An 18,176-nucleotide genomic window follows, 5' to 3' on the forward strand; every position below is an offset into this window, starting at 1 on the left:
GCGTGGCGATCATGCCCTGCGCGCCGCCGCGATAATCGATTCGACCCAGTCGAGCAGCGCGGAGATCGATTCGATGCGCGTACGCGCCATCGTCTCGCCCACGCCGACCTTGATCGACAGGCCGCCGCGCTCGTTGACGACGGCAAAGCCTTTCTCATCGGTCAGATCGTCGCCGGCGAACACCGCGAAGCGGCCGACGAACGGCGGCTCGTCCAGGAACGCGCGCATCGCGCGGCCCTTGTCGACGTCCTTCGGCTTGATTTCGTAGACCATCTTGCCGGGCTGCAGCACGTATGCGCCGGGGTAATCGGCCACCAGACGCTCGGTCGCCTCGCGCGCCACCGGCTCGCGGTCCGGCGCGTTGCGGTAGTGCAGCGCGAGCGCCGCGCCCTTGATCTCGAGCAGCATGCCGGGATGTTCGTTGACCACCTGCGCGAGCACCTGCTCCATTCGCAAGAGCCGCTGATCGTGAAAGCCGATGCGCTGCGTGTCGCCGTTCGCGTCGCGCCGCTCGGCGCCATGCAGGCCGGCAATCGGCAGGTCGGGCATGCCGAGAAACGCGTCGATACTGTCGATGCCGCGGCCGGATACCACCGCGACCGCGCCGTTCGTCAAACGCCGCAGTTCGCTCAGCAGTTCGACCACGCGAGGTTCGACCTGCACGCCATCCGGCGTGGGTGCGAGCTCGACGAGCGTACCGTCGAAATCGAAGAAAAATGCCGTCTCGCTCGGAGACAGGACAGCCGGAAGTACTTGCATCGGTTGGTTTTGCCTTTCAGCCTTGTGCGGCCGGAAAAGTGTGCGCATCTTACCGCGCATCAGTCAATTTTTCGAGAAAGTAAGCGAAGACACAGGCTCGGCCTGACGGCGCGCGGCAAGACCGCTTCGGATTGCATTCAAAAAGAGAACGATCAGGCTGCAGCCGGCTTTCATCGGCGTGCGTCAAATTGCCTCGCAAACCACGCGCCAGCGGGCGCTCGACGACGCCACCGGAGATTTTGCGATACAGTCGCTGCCACGCGGACCGTTGCGGTCACGTTCATATTTGCACGATCTCGCGTCTTGGCGGCGATGGCGGCTGCCCTTCAAGCGCCGCTTTTTAATCGAGTCATTGATACCTGCTTTGTTCCCGACCATCTCATCCCGACGCCGGCAAGCCGATCCCGCACCGTCAGACCGGCCACGCCTGGTACAACGGTTAGCGCTGCGCGCGGTCGTCGCGATCGCCGCGCTGGCAGCGCTCGGCGGCTGCACGCAACGCGCCGAGCCCTGGCACCTGACCAATGTGACCGGCCACTTGCCGGACCTCGACTTCACGCTGACCGCCGACGACGGCCGCGCCGTCGACGGCGATTCGTTCAAGGGCCGCACCGCGCTGGTCTACTTCGGCTACACGCATTGCCCGGATGTCTGCCCGGAAACGATGGGCCGGCTAATGCAAGTGCTCGGCAAGCTCGGCCCCGACGCGCGAAAAGTGCGCATCCTGTTCATCACCGTCGATCCCGCGCGCGATACGCCACAAGCCTTGCACGATTACGTCGGCGCCTTCGACTCGCAACACGCCGAAGGGTTGACCGGCACCGACCGGCAAATCGAGTCGCTCGCCAAGCGCTACCGCGTCGCCTATCAGATGGAAAAGCGCGACCCGAATGGCAGCTACGAAGTGACCCATAGCTCCGCCGTCTACGTGTTCGATCCGCAAGGCCGCGCGCGTCTGCTGGCCACCGACCACGACACCCCCGATGCGATCGCGCAGGACCTGCGCCGTATCATCGATGACCGCTCCTGACCTTTCCGATTCCACTTATGTCGATCAAGAAAAACACGTTCGCCGCCCTCGCCTGCACCCTCGCCCTTTCGTTCGGTTTCGCTCCGGCCGCGCAAGCCGCCGGCGCGCAGGCGATCAGCGTCAAGGACGCCTGGGTCCGCTGGCTGCCCAACAACTTGCCCGCCGCCGGCTACGCGACGCTCGTGAATACCAGCGATAAGCCGGTCGATCTCGTCGATATTTCGAGCAGCGATTATGGCGACGCGATGCTGCATCAGACCGTGTCGAACGGTTCGTCGCAGAAGATGGTGATGGTCGACAAGCTCACGGTGCCCGCGCACGGCCAGGTGGCGATTGCGCCGGGCGGTTATCACGTCATGCTCGAAGATGCGAAGCGCAAGATCGCACCAGGCGACACGGTGCGTCTCAAGCTGAAGTTCTCCGACGGCGAAACGCTCGACGCGCCGTTCGCCGTCAAATCGCCGGCCCAGATCAAGTAACCCGCCGCGATGAACCTGCTCTACTGGCTCGATCCCTGGGAGTTTTCGCCGACCGTCGTGATCGCCCTGCTGGTGCCCGCGATCCTGTTCGTGCGCGGCGCGCGCAAGGCGAGGCTGTCGGTCGCCCGGCGCGTTTCCTTCTGGTTCGGGCTGGTGGCGTTATACGTCGCCCTGCATACGCGGCTCGATTATTTCTTCGAGCATGAGTTCTTCATGCATCGCGCGCAGCATCTGGTGCTGCATCACCTCGGGCCGTTCTTCATTGCGCTGTCGTATCCGGGCACCGCATTGCGCGCGGGGATTCCGTTCGGCTGGCGGCAGCGCTTCGTGCGGCCCGCGCTCGAAACCCCGGCGGTGCGCAAACTGCTCGATATCGTGATGCATCCGGTGGTCGCGGTCACGTTGTTCGTCGGCCTGATTTACTTCTGGCTGATGTCGCCGGTGCATTTCGTCGCGATGCTCGACTGGCGGCTTTATCGCGTGATGAACTGGAGCATGGTGATCGACGGCCTGCTGTTCTGGTGGCTCGTGCTCGATCCGCGGCCGGCGCCGCCGGCGCGTTTGTCGCCCGGCAAGCGCGTGCTGGTGGTGATCGCCGCGATACCGCCGCAAATCATCCTCGGCGCGTTCATCTTCTTCACACCGCGCGAGTTGTATCCGATCTATTCGATCTGCGGCCGCGCCTTCACGTGGCTGAGTCCGATGCGCGATCAGCAGATCGGCGGGCTATTGCTATGGATTCCGGGCTCGATGATGAGCGTGATTGGCGCGCTGGTGGCGCTGCGTCACTGGATGCGGCTCTCCGCTCGCGGACGCCTGCGCGGCGAACGGCGCGCGCTGGCGACGCAAGCGTTGGCGCGCGGCCAGCGCTGAGCCAGGCGTCCGGCACAAGAGCCGGCCGTTCGGCGCGCACGCGCCGGGCTTCGTGACGGCGCTCAGGCCGAGCGCATCCAGACGTGCGGAATGCCGTCCTCTTCGTGGATCTCCGATACCGGCGCGAAGCCGAACGCCCCATAGAAGCCTTGAAGATGCGCCTGCGCATGCAAACGAACCGGCGTCCGCGGCCACTGCGCGCGGATATGTTCGAGCGCGCGTTCGAGCATCGCGTTGCCGAGACCGATGCCGCGAAAATCCGCGGTGGTCAACACGCGACCGATACGGATATCGGCATCATCGGCGTCGGGCAACAGCACGCGCAGATAGCCGGCCAGCGGCGGACGCGTTGCGCCGGGCCCGTAGGCCAATAGATGCCAGGCGTCGGTATCGAGCCCGTCGATATCGCCATACAGGCAATGCTGTTCGATGACGAATACCGCGCTGCGGGCGGCCAGCATGGCATAGACTTCGGCGCTCGTGAGTTCGTCGAAGGCTTTCCAGCGCCATTCGATTTCAGCGAGCCGCGCGGCGGCAGTGTGCTTCGGTTCGTTCATGGAAAGGCTCAAAGAAGTGGGCCGGACCTGGTGGCGGCGATCCGCAATTATGCCGGGCGCGCTGCGCTTAAGCCATGCGGCAGCGCGCGCATCGTGACGATGCATGCGCAAAAAGCAGCGTGAGACGCTCGCGGCGCATGAAGCACGTCCGGTCCCGCTGACGCCCCGAGCCGCGTTCAGCGGCTATGAACGGTGTGCGCTTTCGACGCCTGCTTGTGGCGGTACATCGCGGCATCGGCCGCCGCCAGCAGTTCGCCGATCGCGCCATGCCGCACCGGATCGTATTGCTTCTGGCCAACGCTATAGCGGATCTGATAACCGCGCTGAGCCTGGGCGTTGCGCGCGTCGAGCAGGTGCGGGCGAATACAGGCGTTCACGCTCAACTCATGATGCCGCAAGGCATGCGAGACGCGAATGCGCTACGTGCTCGCAAAAACCGGTTCGACGGGATGCGCGAGACAGTCGATCAGGTTGCCGGGACCGCACAGATGCAGCGCGCCCACCACTACCAACGTCCGTTCGGGACGCGTTGGCAAGTCCTTCAAACGCGCCGCCCAGGCGCGATTGCGTGCATCGAGAATCGCCTCGCGGATGCCTGGCAAATTGAACATCGGCGATTCGGCGGCAATGCGCTGCACCTCGGCCAGATCGCCGTCCAGCCAGGCCGCGTGCATCCGCTCGAGCGTGCGCTGCGGTTCCGCCAGATCGGACATCAGCAAGTCGAGCGCGGCGCCGATCGCATCGAGCGGAATCGATTCGAGCGACGCGGCCACTTCCCGCGCGGTCTCCAGATACCGATACGGTTTGCCCTGCGTGATCGCCGAGCGCAGCATGCGCGGCTCGACACCTTCGACCACCTGCTGGAACAACGTCGGCGCGACGATCAACGCCGCCCACGGACGCAGATCGGCGAGCGGCGCCAATGCTCCCTCGACGGGCCACGCCGCCTCGAGACGGTCCCAGGCATCGGCGGATAGCAGCGACCGCAGCCGGTTTGCGCCATCGTGCGGATGCGCCTTCAGAAACGGCAGGATCGTCGGCGGATCGGACTCGAAGACCAGCGCTTCGGCCCAGTCGTACGCTTCGGCGATCCACGGCGGCATCTTGCGGCTCGCCGCGGGGAACAGATGCATCGAGCCCAGCAAACGGACCTGGGTGCCGGTGAGTTGTAGATACATGCAGCCTCGGTGCGGACGGGAAAATGATGCGAAGAAGCGAGCGATTCACGTAGTGACGCCGAGCGCAATCCCAACAGCGGAAAAACGCAGCGGTGTTCGAGATGCCGGCTTTGGCCGTGCGTGATTACCCGCACGCGAAGCCGCCATTATCCGCATCTGCGGCATAGCGCACACAGTTGGCGGAATGGTCGTATGGCAACCGACGTTTCCCACGCATGCCCCCCTGTAAAACGACAACACAGATTGGCGACGCGCAAATCGGGTACCGGCCCGGTATGCGTCCCGATAAGAAAAACGTCGAAACGAAAACGTAGAAACAAAAGGGGGAGTAAAACATGTCAACAAAATGGCGACACGGCATCTGGCTTGCCACGATGCTAAGCGTAAGCGCTGCGGCGCATGCGGACATAGACTGCAACGGGGGACGCGGTGGGTATCGCATGCAAACATCGGATGGCTGGTTTCACAGCGACAAGCTGAAGCACTTCGCGGTCTCGGCGCCTTTCGGCGCACTGGGCGCCTACCTGACGCGCGACACCGAGCATCCCGTGATCTACGGCACGCTGATCGGTACGATACCTGGCTTGATCAAGGAAGGCATCGACGGCACGTGCCGCGGCGGCGGGTTTTCGTACAAGGATCTGGTCGCCGACGTAGCGGGCGCGCTGACCGGAGCATTGCTGACCAACTGGGCCATCAGCTATAGCCGGGATGGCCGCAGCCGCACCGTCGCGATTTCCTATAGCCGACGCTTCTGAATACCGTATCGACCTGGCGCCGATAGTTGGAAAGCGCCTCGCATCACACTGCGCGCACCGCATCGACATGCATGACAAGACGCTGAAAAAGAAAAGCCCCGACGAGTCGGGGCTTTTCCTTACATCAACTACTGGAGGCGCGAGCCGGAGTCGAACCGGCCTAAACGGCTTTGCAGGCCGCTGCATAACCGCTTTGCTATCGCGCCGCAAGCGGACTGGAATCTAGCTGCAGATTCGCAGGTTTATCTGGCTGCCAACCTCTGGGACCGGCCTACCAAACAAAAAGGGAAGCGTTGCTTCCCCTTGGTATGGAGCGGGAGACGAGGCTCGAACTCGCGACCTCAACCTTGGCAAGGTTGCGCTCTACCAACTGAGCTACTCCCGCATTGCACTGCTTCACAACGCCTTGCACTTTTACTTCGCCAAACAACGCGTTGCTTCGAAAACTGGAGCGGGAGACGAGGCTCGAACTCGCGACCTCAACCTTGGCAAGGTTGCGCTCTACCAACTGAGCTACTCCCGCGTATTACTGCTTTTGTGCTGCTTACTGCTGCGTTCTTGCTGCTACTGCCTGCCTACTGTTTCCGACGTTTCGAACTGCTCACATCGGAGAAACGAGATTATGGAGAAACGGCTGAAACGTGTCAACCCCTTTTGCGAACGTCTTTAACCGAAAAGATTTCACTCACCGTCTCGTCGCAACGCGCGGTCTTCACGCCCGTCCTTCTTGCCATTACCGGGACGAAATGCACGACGCAGCACACGCGAGAGCCCGCGACAAACCGCACCGTGAACGAGCCCTCAAACAGCACCGCCGCGCTCGCGGATCTGCGGCCATGCGAGCTTCATGTAGTAGAGCATCGACCAGATGGTCAGGAACGCGGCCAGATAGATGAGCCACAGGCCCCACACGCGCGTGTCGACCACGATGCCGCCGCCGAACGGCAACGGCCCGTAGTACAACAGCATTGGAATCGCGACCATCTGGCAAGCGGTTTTGAACTTGCCGAGCGAATTCACCGCCACGCTCTTCGACGCGCCGATCTGCGCCATCCACTCGCGCAGCGCCGAAATCGCGATCTCGCGCCCGACGATCACAAGCGCGATCGCCGAATCGATCCGCGCGAGCTGCACTAGCACAAGCAACGCCGCGGTCACCATCAGCTTGTCGGCGACGGGGTCGAGAAAGGCGCCGAACGCCGAGGTCTGATTCCACTTGCGAGCGAGGAAGCCGTCGAACCAGTCGGTGAGCGCCGCCAGGACGAAGATGGTCGCGGCAGCCACATTGCGGTGCGCCGGGCTCATCATCATGTCAGGCAAATAGAACACGCCGACGACGAGCGGAATCAGGATGATCCGCAACCAAGTCAGGAAAATCGGGAAATTAAACGGCATGGGCAGGTGCAGCGTCTGACAAGGGAGATGCAATTGTGCCGCGTCACAAGGCCTGCCACAAGCAAAGCGGCGCGCGGGCAAGGCCCGCGCGCCGCTTATTTGTCGCCTGTTCGTCCGCCTATTACCCGCTTTTCACCCACGCATGCACCAACCACCGCGCATCTGGCCGCAAAGAATCAGTGCAATTGCCGATAAATCTGCTCCGCGAGCGCCTGTGAAATTCCTTCGACGCTGGCCAGATCCTCGACGCTGGCCGCCACCACGCCGCGCAGTCCGCCAAAGCGGGCGAGCAGCCGCTGGCGCCGCTTCGCGCCCACGCCCTCGAGTTCCTCGAGCCGCGAGGTCTGGCGCGTTTTGCCGCGCTTCGCGCGCATGCCGGTGATCGCGAAGCGGTGCGCTTCGTCGCGAATCTGCGCGACCAGCATCAACGCCGCGCTTTCCTTGCCGAGTTCGAGCGGCGCGCGGCCGTCGGCGAAAATCAGGGTCTCGAGGCCGACCTTGCGCCCTTCGCCCTTCGCGACGCCGACCAGCATGCCGGTATCGAGACCCAGTTCCGTGAACACCTGGCGCGCGATTTCGACCTGGCCCTTGCCGCCGTCGATCAGCACGATGGTCGGCAAGATGCCGCCCGCCGCCGACGGCTCGGCGGCATCCGACGCGAGCGACGGATCGGCGGCCGCATCGCTTTGCAACTCGGCGGCTTCGTCGGCGGCATTCGCGGCGGCTTGCGCGACCATCTTCTCGTAGCGGCGCGTGAGCACCTGGCGCATCGCCGCGTAGTCGTCGCCGGGCGTGATGCCGGTGATGTTGTAGCGGCGATATTCGGACGACTGCATCTTGTGATGGTGATACACCACGCACGACGCCTGGGTCGCCTCGCCCATCGTGTGGCTGATGTCGAAACATTCGATTCGCAGATGCGCGAGGTCGTCGCATTCCATGCCGAGCGTATCGGTGAGCGCGCGCGTGCGGGCCTGCTGCGAGCCTTGCTCCGACAGCAGGCGTGCGAGCGCGAGCCGTGCGTTCTGTTCGGCCATCGCGAGCCAGGCGCGCCGTTGGCCCTGCGGCTGACGCAGCACCGTCACCTTGTGGCCGGCCTGCTCGATCAGCACGTCGACGAGTTCGCGGGTGGACGGTGCGTGGCTCACCACCAGCACCGGCGGCACGCGATTGCCCAGGTAATGCTGCGCGATGAACGCTTCCAGCACTTCGGACTCGATGCCGCCGGCCGCGCGGCGTTTGCGCGGCTTCGACGGTTCAGATTCCGACCCGGCTTCGGCATCCGCTTCGCCGAGGTCATCTGCCTCGGCTTCGAGCGCGGCGTCTTCGTCTTCCTCTTCTTCCGATGGCATGTCTTGCGCGATCGCGAGCACGTCAGCAGCATCCGGCGAGCCGGTTTCGCCGCTCGTGCCTGGTTGCGCGACCAAACCTGCATTGGCCGCGACGTCCACCAGCGCCTCGCCGCGGCCTTCCTCGAGGCCGCCCTCGTCCACCGTCAACGCGCTTTCCACATGCGCCGGGAAATATGCCTTGTCGCCGAGATGCCGGCCGCCGCGCACCATCGCCAGATTCACGCAGACGCGGCCGCCAAGAGCCACCACCGCGAGAATGTCCACGTCGCTATCGCTGCCGACTTCGATTGCCTGCTGATGCAGCACCGTCGACAACGAACTCATCTGATTGCGCACCGCCGCGGCCTGCTCGAACTTCAACTCGCTCGCGAACGCGTGCATCTTCTGCTCGAGCTCCTTCATCACCTCGCCTTGGCGGCCCAGCAGAAAGCGCGACGCGTTGGCGACATCGCGCGCGTAGTCCTCCTCGCTGATGGCCGCGACGCATGGCGCTGTGCAGCGGCCGATCTGGTGCAGCAGACAGGGCCGCGTGCGATTGTTGAACACGGAGTCTTCGCAGGTGCGCAACTGGAACACGCGCTGCAGGATCTGGATGCTTTCGCGCACCGCCCACGCGCTCGGAAACGGACCGAAGTACTGATTCTTGCGATCCACGGCGCCGCGGTAGTACGCCATGCGCGGAAACTTGTGACCGGTGAGCTTGAGGTAGGGGTACGACTTGTCGTCGCGAAACAGGATGTTGTAACGCGGCGCCAGCGCCTTGATCAGATTGTTTTCGAGCAGCAGCGCCTCGGCCTCGGAACGCGTGACGGTCGTCTCGACGCGCGCGATGCGCGTCACCATCATCGCGATGCGCGGCGACAGTAGCGTCTTCGTGAAGTAGCTCGAGACACGCTTTTTGAGGTCGCGCGCCTTGCCTACATAAAGCACCGCGCCGTGCGTGTCGTAATAGCGATAGACGCCCGGCAGATGCGGCAATTGGGCGAGCACTTGTTTCGGCTCGAAAACGTCGGTTGCTTCGGGTTCGGTCATGCAGAATCGGTAGGATGGGACGGTCTCGCGAAGCCTTGTTCCGTGTGTCGCGCGCTCCGATGAACCGGCGCGCGCACCGCGAACGAGTGCTTTAGAATCGCCAGTTTAGAACATTCCGCGTGGCTTCGAATCCGTTCGACTCCGCGACCCACGCCATCATGTCCGCCGCCACGCCCCATTCCGAAGCACCGCCCGCCGCGTCCACGGCCATCGCCTGCGATATCTTCTGCGCGGTGATCGACAACTTCGGCGACATCGGCGTGTGCTGGCGCCTCGCGCGCCAGCTCGCGAGCGAACACGGCTGGCAGGTGCGCGTGTTCGTCGACGACCTGCACGCGTTCCAGAAACTGTGCCCATCGCTGGCGCTCGAACGCGCGCGCCAGACGTTGAGCGGCATCGTCATCGAACATTGGCACGAGCCCGCGCATGCGGGCGCTACGCTCGAAGTGGCCGACGTCGTGATCGAGGCGTTCGCCTGCGAACTGCCGCCGATCTACGTCGCCGCGATGGCGCGGCGCGAGCGCACGCTGGTGTGGGTCAACCTCGAATATCTGAGCGCCGAGGACTGGGTCGCGGATTTTCACCTGCGGCCGTCGCCGCACCCGCGCTACCCGCTCACCAAGACGTTCTTCTTCCCGGGGCTCGGTCCCGGCACGGGCGGCGTGCTGAAAGAACGGCATCTCGACGCCGCGCGCACGGCGTTCGAGACGTCGCCGTCCGCGCGCGAGGCATGGTGGCTGGAAACCACCGGCCGCGCGCCGCCGCCCGCCGCGGCCACCGTGGTTTCGCTGTTCGCCTATGAAAACCCCGCTGTCGACAGTCTGCTCGAACAGTGGCGCGACAGCGACGAGCCGGTCGTGCTGCTGGTGCCGGAAGGCCGCATCTCGGGGGCGATCGCGCGCTTTTTCGGCTTGCCTTCGTTCGCCGCGGGCGCGCGGGCCGAAGTCGGCAGCCTGACCGCCCACGCACTCGCCTTTACCCGGCAACCCGCCTACGACGCGCTGCTTTGGGCGAGCGACGTCAACTTCGTGCGCGGCGAAGACTCGTTCGTGCGCGCCCAATGGGCCGCGAAGCCCTTCGTCTGGCACATCTACCCGCAAGCCGACGACGCCCATTTGCCCAAGCTCGACGCCGCCCTCGCCCACTACGCCCGCACGCTGCCCGCCGACGCTCGACACGCCCTCGCGCGCTTCTGGCATGCGTGGAACGGCGCCGGTCGGCCGGACTGGGCGGAATTCCAGCGCCACCGGGCGGTGCTCATGCAGCGCGCGGCCGATTGGGCGGGCGAACTGGCGCAGGCGGGCGACCTCGCGGGAAATCTGGCCTTATTCGCAAAAACTCAGCTAAAATAAGCGGTTATCCAACGGCCGACGACGCAAGCGCGGCCCGATCGCAACAGCGAACCTACCCAGATCGACCTGCCTGATCAACGTGCCTCGAAAGATGCACGACCCGCTCTCATCATTCCCGGTAAGCAGCGGCGAACGGCAAGAAAATCGGGAAAGGACGTGTTCAGCGCATCGGCGCCACTCGTGTACACGCCCGCACAGGGTAAAAAGCAGGTAACGGATTGCAGAGTTTGCATGAGCCGCGCACAGGCGGCGCCATCGTGGATTCCGACAGCGAGCCGGCCTTGTTTCCCGCATCGCCGCCGGCGCGCCCGCTTCAAACGGCGCACCGCGCGCAATGCGAGAAGCGCCGAAGCCGCTTGCGCCGTATGCCGTTGAGCAATAGTTGAAGCTACTTATTTCGTACAGGACAGTTTTATGAAGACCGCACAGGAACTCCGCACCGGCAACGTCGTCATGATCGGCGCAGACGCCATGGTCGTGCAAAAGGCCGAATACAACAAATCGGGCCGCAACTCCGCCGTCGTCAAGATGAAGTTCAAGAACCTGCTGACCGGCGCAGGCATGGAAAGCGTCTACAAGGCGGACGACAAGTTCGACGTCGTCGTGCTCGAGCGCAAGGAAGTCACGTACTCGTACTTCGCCGACCCGATGTACGTGTTCATGGACGCCGACTACAACCAGTTCGAAGTCGAAGGCGAGATGATGGGCGACGCGCTGCATTACCTCGAAGACGGCATGGCTTGCGAAGTCGTGTTCTACAACGAGAAGGCGATCTCGGTCGAACTGCCGACCACGCTGGTTCGCGAGATCATCTATACGGAACCGGCTGTGAAGGGCGATACGTCGTCGGGCAAGGTGCTGAAGAACGCCAAGCTCAACACGGGTTTCGAACTGCAAGTGCCGCTTTTCTGCAATATCGGCGACAAGATCGAAATCGACACGCGTACGCACGAATACCGCAGCCGCGCTTAAGCGCGCTGCAAGCCTGACTCCGGCGCCGGGGCAACACCGGCACCGGAAAAAAATGGCAAAAAAAAAGCGCCCGTCCTGGGCGCTTTTTCTTTTTGGCGCCGCCGTGTATCGTTGAGGAAAACTTTACCGGGAACCTTCCCAAAATTGCCCGTCCGCCGTCCAGCCCCCTGCCCCAAGCCGCTGATTCGTTTGGATAAACGCGTCTGGCACAGTCACTGCTTACCATCGAAGAACGCCAGCATGGCTTTATTTTTTTCTCAACTCGGGAGGTGCGAGATGAATAACGACATCGCTGAAGGCAAGTGGAAGCAGTTGATCGGCAAGGCCAAGACGGCATGGGGCGAATTGACGGACGACGAACTGATCCGGGCCGAAGGCCGCGCCGACAAACTCACCGGCCTGATCCAGGAGCGTTACGGTAAAACGCGGGACGAGGCCGAACTCGAAGTACGCCGCTTCTTCGACAGCAACCGGGATTTCTGACCGACCCTGTGAAGAAAGTGCCCGTGTCTGGCCACGTCATAAACGTCAGGCCGGGCACCGCATCCGCTGAGAAGCAAAAAGGACCAGAACTACATGAGTCGAATCGCCGCCGCCTCGCCTGCATGGAGAGGGACACGCCGTGCGCCGCGTTCATGCCGGCCGAGTCGCCGCGCCCGCGCCGCATTGGCAAACGCTGCCCGGGTGGCCTCGCATTCGACCGGCAGTAACGGCCAGCCATCGCGCCCGCGGGTCGCGCCAGAGACTGTCTGGTGCGGTCCACACGGTATTCCGTCCATTAAAAAATTGCGCTCGCCATGCCACACGCCCTGATTGTTGAAGACGATCCCAATAGCCTGTCGGGTCTGTCCGCCATCCTCGCCGCCGACGGCTTTTCCGTCGATACCGCGACCACAATCGCCGAGGCACGGGCCGCGCTGACACGCTTCATCCCCGACGTCGTGCTGGTCGACCTGAATCTGCCGGATGGCAGCGGCCTCGATTTGCTGCAGCATCTGCCGGCGCATCCGCCGGGCGGCGCCTTGCCCGTGATCGTGATGACCGGCAACGCGACGGTCGAGAGCGCGATCGAAGGCTTGCGGCACGGCATCTGGGACTATCTGCTCAAGCCGGTCAACATACCGCGTTTGCGCAGTCTGCTTGCGCGTATTCCGCGCCCGTATGAACTCACCGAGGAAGTCCAGACGCTGCGCGCGTCACTGCGCCAGCTCGGCCGTTTCGGCGCGATGCTGGGCCGCGACGGGGCGATCCAGCACGTCTACGACACGATCGAGCATATCGCCCCGACTGAAGCCGCCGTGCTGATCTCCGGCGAGGCCGGCACCGGCAAGCACGTTGCGGCGCGCACGCTGCACGACATGAGCCGGCGCCGCAAGGGTCCGTTCGTCACGTTCGATTGCCGCAGCGCGGGCAGCCTCGCCGCGCAGCGCTCGCTCGACAGCCTGCTGTTCGGCCACGAACGCGGTGCGTTCAGCGGCGCGGAGCAGCGCGAACCGGGTCTGTTCGAACAGGCAAGCGGCGGCACGCTCTTCATCGACGAAATCGCCGAATTGCCGCGGGTCCAGCAGGAAGCGCTGCTGCGCGCGCTCGATTCGCAGACCTTCATGCGGGTCGGCGGCAGCAATCAGGTGGTGACGGACTTCCGGCTGATCGCTTCCACGCGCAAAATGCCGCGCGCGGCGGTCGCCGACGGCAGCCTGCACGAAGATCTCGCGCTGCGGCTGGAAGCCGCCGCGGTCACGCTGCCGCCGCTGCGCGAACGTGGCGAGGATGCGGCGCTGATCGCTCAGGCGACCGTCGACGAATTGAATCTCGAAGCGGCCGCGCGCGGCACCTCGGAAGCCGCCAAGCAGATCGGCCCGAACTTCCTGCGCGAATGTCTCGCCTACGAATGGCCGGGCAACGTGCGGGAACTCCAGGATCGCGTGCGGCGTGCGTATCACGCGTCGGGCGATGTGCTGGAATCGTTGCGCGCCGACGAGACGGCTTCGGCGAACGGCCGCGATCTGAACGGGAGCCGCGTGCAGGTCACTGTCGGCACGCCGCTCGCGGACGTCGAGGAAATGTTGATTCGCGCGACGCTCGATGCGGTGGGTGGCACGCGTCATCGCGCGGCGTCGCTGCTCGGGATCAGCCCGAAGACGCTGTACAACAAGTTGCAGCGGATGCGTTTGAACTGAGTCGTGCGATCTTTCGGGCCGGCGAACCGGCCTGAATAAAAACGGCGCCTCGATTGATTCGAGGCGCCGTTTTTTTGTCCGCTTAAATGCCACTGCGCGATTGCTGCGTGGCTACCGCGTGGCTTATGCGAACGCGCTACGCAGCAACGCCTGCGCTTGCAGATACTGCGGGTCGGCAACCAGCTTGCTCCACTTCAGCGCCTTGCCGCGCGGCCGCATACGTTTGAGGCGCTGCCGCGATTCCTTCGACGGCGTGAAGCGCAGCGCGTCCAGCACCTTCTCCGCTTCATCCGGCTGATTGCAGATCAAGACCATGTCGCAACCGGCCTCCAGCGCGGCGCTCGCGCCTTCGGTCAGCGTGCCGCCCTGGCGCGCGGCTTCCATCGAAAGATCGTCGCTGAAAATCGCGCCTTCGAAACGCAGCTTGTTGCGCAGAACGTCCTGCAACCAGATGCGCGAGAAACCCGCCGGCTTCGAATCGACCTTCGGATAGACCACATGAGCGGGAAGCACCGATCCCAACGACAAACCGAGCCAGTCATACGGCGCCACGTCGTCGCGCAGGATTTCGTCGAGCGAGCGGTCGTCGACCGGCATGGCGACGTGCGAGTCCGCGTGCGCGAAACCGTGCCCTGGAAAGTGCTTGCCGCAATTGCTCATGCCGGCCAGCGCGAGGCCGTGGTTGAGGCTCTTCGCCAGCAGCGCCACCACGCGCGGATCGCGGTGAAACGAGCGATCGCCGATCACTTGCGACTGCCCGTAGTTCAAGTCGAGTACGGGCGTAAAGCTCATGTCGACGCCGCACGCGCGCAACTCCGAGGCGAGGATGTAGCCGATCGCGGTCGTCACCTTGGTCGCGTGCAGAACGTCGCTGTCCCACAGTGCGCCGAGCTTGCCCATGGACGGCAAGACCGTGAAGCCGTCGGTGCGAAAACGCTGAACGCGCCCGCCCTCGTGGTCGACCGCGATCAGCAGATCCTCGCGGACCGCGCGGATCGAATCGGTCAGCGCGATCAATTGCGCGCGGCTCTCATAGTGGCGCGCGAACAGGATCACGCCGCCGGTCATCGGATGGGCAAGGCGGCGCTTGTCGTCGTGGTTCAGCGTTTTGCCGACCACGTCGAGCATGACCGGTCCGGGAGTTGTTTTCATCGAATTCCGCTAGAAGGAAGCTCAGGGCAAAAAAGACGCGGCCAGGGCGGCCGCCTTCGAGTTTTATTCGTCGCTGGCGGGCGCGTGCGGTGCGACGGGCTCTCGCGCCACCGCCCCCGTTTCCGCTATGACGAACGACACCGCGTAATCGTGCTCGTCGCTGATCGTCACGCGCGCCGTGATGCCGCGCGCGTCGAGCCACGCGGCCAGTTCGCCCGAGGCGACCACCATCGGCTCGCCGCTCGGCTTGTTGAGCGTTTGCAGCGCGCGCCAGGTCATCGGCCAGTGCATGCCGAGGCCGATCGCTTTCGAGAAGGCTTCTTTCGCCGAAAACCGCGTGGCGAGAAACGCGAGACCGCGCGCCGCCGAACGCGCCTGGCGCGCGTGATAGACGCGCAGCTCGTCAGGCCCGAGCACCTTTTCCGCGAAACGGCCCTTGGTGCGCGTCATGACCGCGGCCACGCGGCTGACCTGAACGATGTCCGTGCCGATGCCGTAGATCGCCATGTGCGACGCCGCCTCGGGCCGCATCAGGCGCGAGCGCCGAGACGCGCGGCGACCATGATCGCCTTCATCTCGCGCACCGCGTTGTCCCAGCCGGCGAAGATCGCGTGCGCGACGATCGCATGGCCGATATTCAACTCGACGATGCCCTCGATCGCGGCGATCTGCTGGACGTTCGTGTAATGCAGACCGTGGCCCGCATTTACCTTGATGCCGAGCGTCGCGCCGAATTCGACCGCGCGAACCACGCGCTCGTATTCGCGCTGCTGCTCGGCGGGGTCGTGCGCTTCCGCGTAACGGCCGGTGTGCAACTCGATCACTGGCGCGCCGGCTTCATGCGCGGCGCGAATCTGGGTCTCATCCGGGTCGATGAAGAGCGACACGCGGGAGTTCGCGTCGGCGAGTTGCCTGCATGCGGCACGCACGGCTTCGAACTGGCCGGCGACATCGAGGCCGCCTTCGGTCGTCAGCTCCTGACGTTTTTCCGGCACGAGGCAAACGTCGTGCGGCTGCACTTCACAGGCGATGTCGAGCATCTCCTGCGTGACCGCGCATTCCAGGTTCATGCGCGTTTTCAGGAGCGGCCGCAGCTTGTGGACGTCGGCGTCGACGATATGGCGGCGATCTTCGCGCAAGTGCAGCGTGATCGCGTCGGCGCCGGCCTCTTCGGCGAGCAACGCGGCGCGGATCGGGTCGGGGTAAGTCGTGCCGCGCGCGTTGCGCAGCGTGGCGACGTGATCGATGTTCACGCCCAGGTCGATCACGGTCGGCGACGTAAGAAAGAAGCTCATAGATTCTGCAAGTCGATCAGGATCTGGCGCGTCGCGAGCGGCGTGCCGCCAAGATAAGTGTTGAGCAGAAAGCGCATCAGCGTTTTGCTTTGCGCCACGGTCTGCGCTCGATGGTAATCGTCCTGTTCCATATCGAGCAAGGTTTGTCCCGCGACCACCGGCCATTGCGCGGGCAGATCGTCGGACGCCTCGCGCACGCCGCGCTCGGGGTCGAACACGTAGCGGCCCTCGGCCTGCACCGCCTTGCGCGCGACGGTGCGATCCAGCGCCATTGCATAGCCTGTTTCGCGCAGCAGCACGCGCTCGAACGAACGCAGCACCTGCACGGGCGGCTCGTCGTGCGCGAGACGCGTCATCGTGACGACGTAATGATGGAACAGTTGCGGATGCGGATCTTCGCGCGCGCAGAATTTAACCAGCAGTTCGTTCACGTAGAAGCCGCAGAGCAACGCGCCGCCGGTCAATGGCAACATTCCGCCGACCCATTCGGCGCCGGTCAACGTGCGCACTTCGGATTTGCCCGACCACGACAACGCGAGCGGCTGGAACGTTTGCAACACGCCGCGCAGTGCGGAGTGCGGACGCTTCGCGCCCTTCGCGACGAGCGCGAGACGGCCATGATCGCGCGAGAGCACGTCGATGATCAGACTGGTCTCGCGATACGGGTAACTATGCAGGACAAAGGCGGGCTGTTCCGCGATCCGGTATTCGGATGCGGACGCAGCGCTTCTGGGCGCGCGGCGCGCCGGCGCTTTGCGCGGCTCGCCCTCGGCGCCCTGCGCGCTTCCGGCGCTCGGGGCGGATTTTTTGGCGGTTCGTCTGGACGGCTCGCGCGCCGGCGCGGCCGGCTGGGAGTCGTCCGGGTCAGCGTCGGAATTCAGCGTCATCGACGCGTCATTCGTACCCATACGCGCGGAGTCCTGCCTCGTTGTCGGCCCAACCGCTCTTCACCTTGATGAAGGTTTCCAGATACACCGGACCGTCGAAGAGCTTTTCCATGTCGAGACGTGCTTCGGTGCTGATCTGTTTCAGCTTGGCGCCCTTCTGGCCGATGATCATCGCCTTGTGCGTATCGCGCTCGACCATGATGGTCGCGAAAATGCGGCGCAGGCGCCCTTCGGTTTCGAACTTGTCGATCAGCACGGTGCTCGTGTACGGCAATTCGTCGCCGGTCCAGCGGAACACTTTTTCGCGCAGAATTTCAGCGGCGAGGAAACGCTCGCTGCGATCGGTCAGGTCGTCTTCGCCATAGATCGGCGCGCCTTCCGGCAGGAACGGCTTGACGGTCGCCATCAAACGCTTGATGTCGTCGGGATTTTTCGCCGACAGCGGCACGATTTCGTTGAACTCGCGCAGCGCGCTCATCTGCTGCATGAACGGGAACAGCGAATCCTTATCGGACACGCGGTCGAGCTTGTTGGCGATCAGCAGCGTGGGCACCGACGGCGGAATCAGGTCGAGCACCTTCTGGTCGTCCGGGCCGAAACGGCCGGCTTCGATCACGAACAGAATGGCATCGACCGAAGTCAGCGTGGACGTGACCGCGCGATTGAGCGAACGGTTCAGCGCGCCGCTGTGCTTGGTCTGGAAACCCGGCGTGTCGACGAAGATGTACTGCGCGCCTTCGAGCGTATGAATGCCGGTGATGCGGTGGCGCGTGGTCTGCGCCTTGCGCGACGTGATACTGACTTTCTGGCCGACCAGCGCGTTCATCAGCGTGGATTTGCCGACGTTCGGGCGGCCGACGATCGCGACCATGCCGCAGCGGAAACCAGTGGGAGTGGGAGCGTTCATATTCGGGCTACGGCAAGT

19 protein-coding genes and 3 tRNA genes are annotated in these 18,176 nt (G+C 64.1%); 8 read left to right on the top strand and 14 right to left on the bottom strand.

All coding sequences use genetic code 11. From position 1 onward, the window contains the following. Window positions 1–9: 9 nt before the first annotated feature. On the bottom strand, window positions 10–759 hold the full coding sequence (gene otsB / locus CUJ90_RS13045; protein ID WP_114163553.1) for a trehalose-phosphatase: 750 nt from the start codon (window positions 757–759) through the stop codon (window positions 10–12). Window positions 760–1,102: 343 nt separating this feature from the next. On the opposite strand from otsB, the gene CUJ90_RS13050 reads away from it, so the two are divergent. Genes CUJ90_RS13050 through CUJ90_RS13060 form a run of 3 tightly spaced genes read left to right on the top strand, consistent with a single transcriptional unit; the run spans window position 1,103 to window position 3,141 of the window. Continuing rightward, window positions 1,103–1,789, top strand: coding sequence for an SCO family protein (locus CUJ90_RS13050; protein WP_422879704.1), 687 nt, complete (start codon window positions 1,103–1,105; stop codon window positions 1,787–1,789). 17 nt (window positions 1,790–1,806) lie between these two features. Further along, entirely contained in the window at window positions 1,807–2,268 is a 462-nt protein-coding gene (locus CUJ90_RS13055) for a copper chaperone PCu(A)C (protein WP_114162976.1), read from the top strand. Window positions 2,269–2,277: 9 nt separating this feature from the next. Next, complete coding sequence (locus CUJ90_RS13060; RefSeq protein WP_114162977.1) at window positions 2,278–3,141, top strand: cytochrome c oxidase assembly protein; 864 nt, start codon at window positions 2,278–2,280, stop codon at window positions 3,139–3,141. Window positions 3,142–3,203: 62 nt separating this feature from the next. On the opposite strand, the gene CUJ90_RS13065 is transcribed toward CUJ90_RS13060, so the two are convergent. The 3 genes from CUJ90_RS13065 to CUJ90_RS13075 form a co-directional block, all read right to left on the bottom strand. Further along, the gene (locus CUJ90_RS13065) at window positions 3,204–3,698 is read right to left on the bottom strand and encodes a GNAT family N-acetyltransferase (RefSeq protein ID WP_073431172.1); all 495 of its coding nucleotides are present in this window, start codon (window positions 3,696–3,698) and stop codon (window positions 3,204–3,206) included. A gap of 176 nt (window positions 3,699–3,874) precedes the next feature. Next, window positions 3,875–4,075: a hypothetical protein gene (locus CUJ90_RS13070; RefSeq protein WP_244219921.1), complete on the bottom strand. Its 201-nt coding sequence runs from the start codon at window positions 4,073–4,075 to the stop codon at window positions 3,875–3,877. A gap of 42 nt (window positions 4,076–4,117) precedes the next feature. Next, window positions 4,118–4,876: a TraB/GumN family protein gene (locus CUJ90_RS13075; RefSeq protein WP_114162978.1), complete on the bottom strand. Its 759-nt coding sequence runs from the start codon at window positions 4,874–4,876 to the stop codon at window positions 4,118–4,120. Window positions 4,877–5,211: 335 nt separating this feature from the next. Between CUJ90_RS13075 and CUJ90_RS13080 the strand changes: the two genes are divergently transcribed. After that, on the top strand, window positions 5,212–5,634 hold the full coding sequence (locus CUJ90_RS13080; protein ID WP_114162979.1) for a YfiM family lipoprotein: 423 nt from the start codon (window positions 5,212–5,214) through the stop codon (window positions 5,632–5,634). Between the two features lie 132 nt (window positions 5,635–5,766). Here the strand turns inward: CUJ90_RS13080 and CUJ90_RS13085 are convergent. The 5 genes from CUJ90_RS13085 to uvrC all read right to left on the bottom strand — a co-directional run bounded on the left by CUJ90_RS13085 (window position 5,767) and on the right by uvrC (window position 9,413). Further along, window positions 5,767–5,840 (bottom strand) — tRNA-Cys (locus CUJ90_RS13085). A 103-nt stretch (window positions 5,841–5,943) separates the two neighbouring features. After that, window positions 5,944–6,019: transfer RNA gene (locus CUJ90_RS13090), tRNA-Gly, on the bottom strand. A gap of 62 nt (window positions 6,020–6,081) precedes the next feature. Next, a tRNA-Gly gene (locus CUJ90_RS13095) sits at window positions 6,082–6,157 on the bottom strand. Between the two features lie 278 nt (window positions 6,158–6,435). Then, complete coding sequence (gene pgsA / locus CUJ90_RS13100; RefSeq protein ID WP_073431808.1) at window positions 6,436–7,029, bottom strand: CDP-diacylglycerol--glycerol-3-phosphate 3-phosphatidyltransferase; 594 nt, start codon at window positions 7,027–7,029, stop codon at window positions 6,436–6,438. A gap of 176 nt (window positions 7,030–7,205) precedes the next feature. Then, window positions 7,206–9,413: an excinuclease ABC subunit UvrC gene (gene uvrC / locus CUJ90_RS13105; RefSeq protein ID WP_114162980.1), complete on the bottom strand. Its 2,208-nt coding sequence runs from the start codon at window positions 9,411–9,413 to the stop codon at window positions 7,206–7,208. A 158-nt stretch (window positions 9,414–9,571) separates the two neighbouring features. Between uvrC and earP the strand changes: the two genes are divergently transcribed. The 4 genes from earP (at window position 9,572) to CUJ90_RS13125 (ending at window position 13,917) form a co-directional block, all read left to right on the top strand. Continuing rightward, the gene (gene earP / locus CUJ90_RS13110; protein WP_114163554.1) at window positions 9,572–10,765 is read left to right on the top strand and encodes an elongation factor P maturation arginine rhamnosyltransferase EarP; all 1,194 of its coding nucleotides are present in this window, start codon (window positions 9,572–9,574) and stop codon (window positions 10,763–10,765) included. A gap of 414 nt (window positions 10,766–11,179) precedes the next feature. Beyond that, window positions 11,180–11,737 (top strand): elongation factor P, encoded by a 558-nt coding sequence (gene efp, locus CUJ90_RS13115; protein WP_012433870.1) that lies wholly within the window; start codon window positions 11,180–11,182, stop codon window positions 11,735–11,737. Between the two features lie 276 nt (window positions 11,738–12,013). Next, entirely contained in the window at window positions 12,014–12,220 is a 207-nt protein-coding gene (locus tag CUJ90_RS13120) for a CsbD family protein (protein ID WP_083086595.1), read from the top strand. A gap of 314 nt (window positions 12,221–12,534) precedes the next feature. Continuing rightward, window positions 12,535–13,917 (top strand): sigma-54-dependent transcriptional regulator, encoded by a 1,383-nt coding sequence (locus CUJ90_RS13125; protein ID WP_073431805.1) that lies wholly within the window; start codon window positions 12,535–12,537, stop codon window positions 13,915–13,917. Between the two features lie 123 nt (window positions 13,918–14,040). On the opposite strand, the gene nagZ is transcribed toward CUJ90_RS13125, so the two are convergent. The 5 genes from nagZ to era all read right to left on the bottom strand — a co-directional run bounded on the left by nagZ (window position 14,041) and on the right by era (window position 18,158). Further along, window positions 14,041–15,069 carry a beta-N-acetylhexosaminidase gene (gene nagZ, locus CUJ90_RS13130; protein WP_073431804.1) on the bottom strand — a complete coding sequence of 343 codons (1,029 nt, stop codon included), beginning with the start codon at window positions 15,067–15,069 and terminating at the stop codon, window positions 14,041–14,043. Window positions 15,070–15,132: 63 nt separating this feature from the next. Further along, window positions 15,133–15,576, bottom strand: coding sequence for a holo-ACP synthase (gene acpS, locus CUJ90_RS13135; RefSeq protein ID WP_073431818.1), 444 nt, complete (start codon window positions 15,574–15,576; stop codon window positions 15,133–15,135). 23 nt (window positions 15,577–15,599) lie between these two features. Then, complete coding sequence (pdxJ, locus tag CUJ90_RS13140) at window positions 15,600–16,364, bottom strand: pyridoxine 5'-phosphate synthase (protein WP_073431803.1); 765 nt, start codon at window positions 16,362–16,364, stop codon at window positions 15,600–15,602. After that, window positions 16,361–17,272: a DNA repair protein RecO gene (recO, locus tag CUJ90_RS13145; RefSeq protein ID WP_114162981.1), complete on the bottom strand. Its 912-nt coding sequence runs from the start codon at window positions 17,270–17,272 to the stop codon at window positions 16,361–16,363. The genes pdxJ and recO overlap by 4 nt, the downstream gene beginning before the upstream one ends. Further along, on the bottom strand, window positions 17,259–18,158 hold the full coding sequence (gene era, locus CUJ90_RS13150) for a GTPase Era (protein WP_114162982.1): 900 nt from the start codon (window positions 18,156–18,158) through the stop codon (window positions 17,259–17,261). Before era ends, recO begins: the two co-directional genes overlap by 14 nt. Window positions 18,159–18,176: the final 18 nt, after the last annotated feature.

Origin of the sequence: Paraburkholderia terricola (genome assembly GCF_003330825.1) — a bacterium.
GTDB lineage: Bacteria > Pseudomonadota > Gammaproteobacteria > Burkholderiales > Burkholderiaceae > Paraburkholderia > Paraburkholderia terricola.

Coding starts and splice junctions, on each gene's coding strand:
- nagZ (WP_073431804.1), bottom strand. CDS start 15,069: ATGAAAACAACTCCCGGACCGGTCATGCTCGACGTGGTCGGCAAAACG.
- recO (WP_114162981.1), bottom strand. CDS start 17,272: ATGGGTACGAATGACGCGTCGATGACGCTGAATTCCGACGCTGACCCG.
- CUJ90_RS13060 (WP_114162977.1), top strand. CDS start 2,278: ATGAACCTGCTCTACTGGCTCGATCCCTGGGAGTTTTCGCCGACCGTC.
- acpS (WP_073431818.1), bottom strand. CDS start 15,576: ATGGCGATCTACGGCATCGGCACGGACATCGTTCAGGTCAGCCGCGTG.
- CUJ90_RS13125 (WP_073431805.1), top strand. CDS start 12,535: ATGCCACACGCCCTGATTGTTGAAGACGATCCCAATAGCCTGTCGGGT.
- pgsA (WP_073431808.1), bottom strand. CDS start 7,029: ATGCCGTTTAATTTCCCGATTTTCCTGACTTGGTTGCGGATCATCCTG.
- era (WP_114162982.1), bottom strand. CDS start 18,158: ATGAACGCTCCCACTCCCACTGGTTTCCGCTGCGGCATGGTCGCGATC.
- earP (WP_114163554.1), top strand. CDS start 9,572: ATGTCCGCCGCCACGCCCCATTCCGAAGCACCGCCCGCCGCGTCCACG.
- CUJ90_RS13120 (WP_083086595.1), top strand. CDS start 12,014: ATGAATAACGACATCGCTGAAGGCAAGTGGAAGCAGTTGATCGGCAAG.
- pdxJ (WP_073431803.1), bottom strand. CDS start 16,364: ATGAGCTTCTTTCTTACGTCGCCGACCGTGATCGACCTGGGCGTGAAC.
- CUJ90_RS13065 (WP_073431172.1), bottom strand. CDS start 3,698: ATGAACGAACCGAAGCACACTGCCGCCGCGCGGCTCGCTGAAATCGAA.
- otsB (WP_114163553.1), bottom strand. CDS start 759: ATGCAAGTACTTCCGGCTGTCCTGTCTCCGAGCGAGACGGCATTTTTC.
- efp (WP_012433870.1), top strand. CDS start 11,180: ATGAAGACCGCACAGGAACTCCGCACCGGCAACGTCGTCATGATCGGC.
- CUJ90_RS13055 (WP_114162976.1), top strand. CDS start 1,807: ATGTCGATCAAGAAAAACACGTTCGCCGCCCTCGCCTGCACCCTCGCC.
- CUJ90_RS13075 (WP_114162978.1), bottom strand. CDS start 4,876: ATGTATCTACAACTCACCGGCACCCAGGTCCGTTTGCTGGGCTCGATG.
- CUJ90_RS13080 (WP_114162979.1), top strand. CDS start 5,212: ATGTCAACAAAATGGCGACACGGCATCTGGCTTGCCACGATGCTAAGC.
- uvrC (WP_114162980.1), bottom strand. CDS start 9,413: ATGACCGAACCCGAAGCAACCGACGTTTTCGAGCCGAAACAAGTGCTC.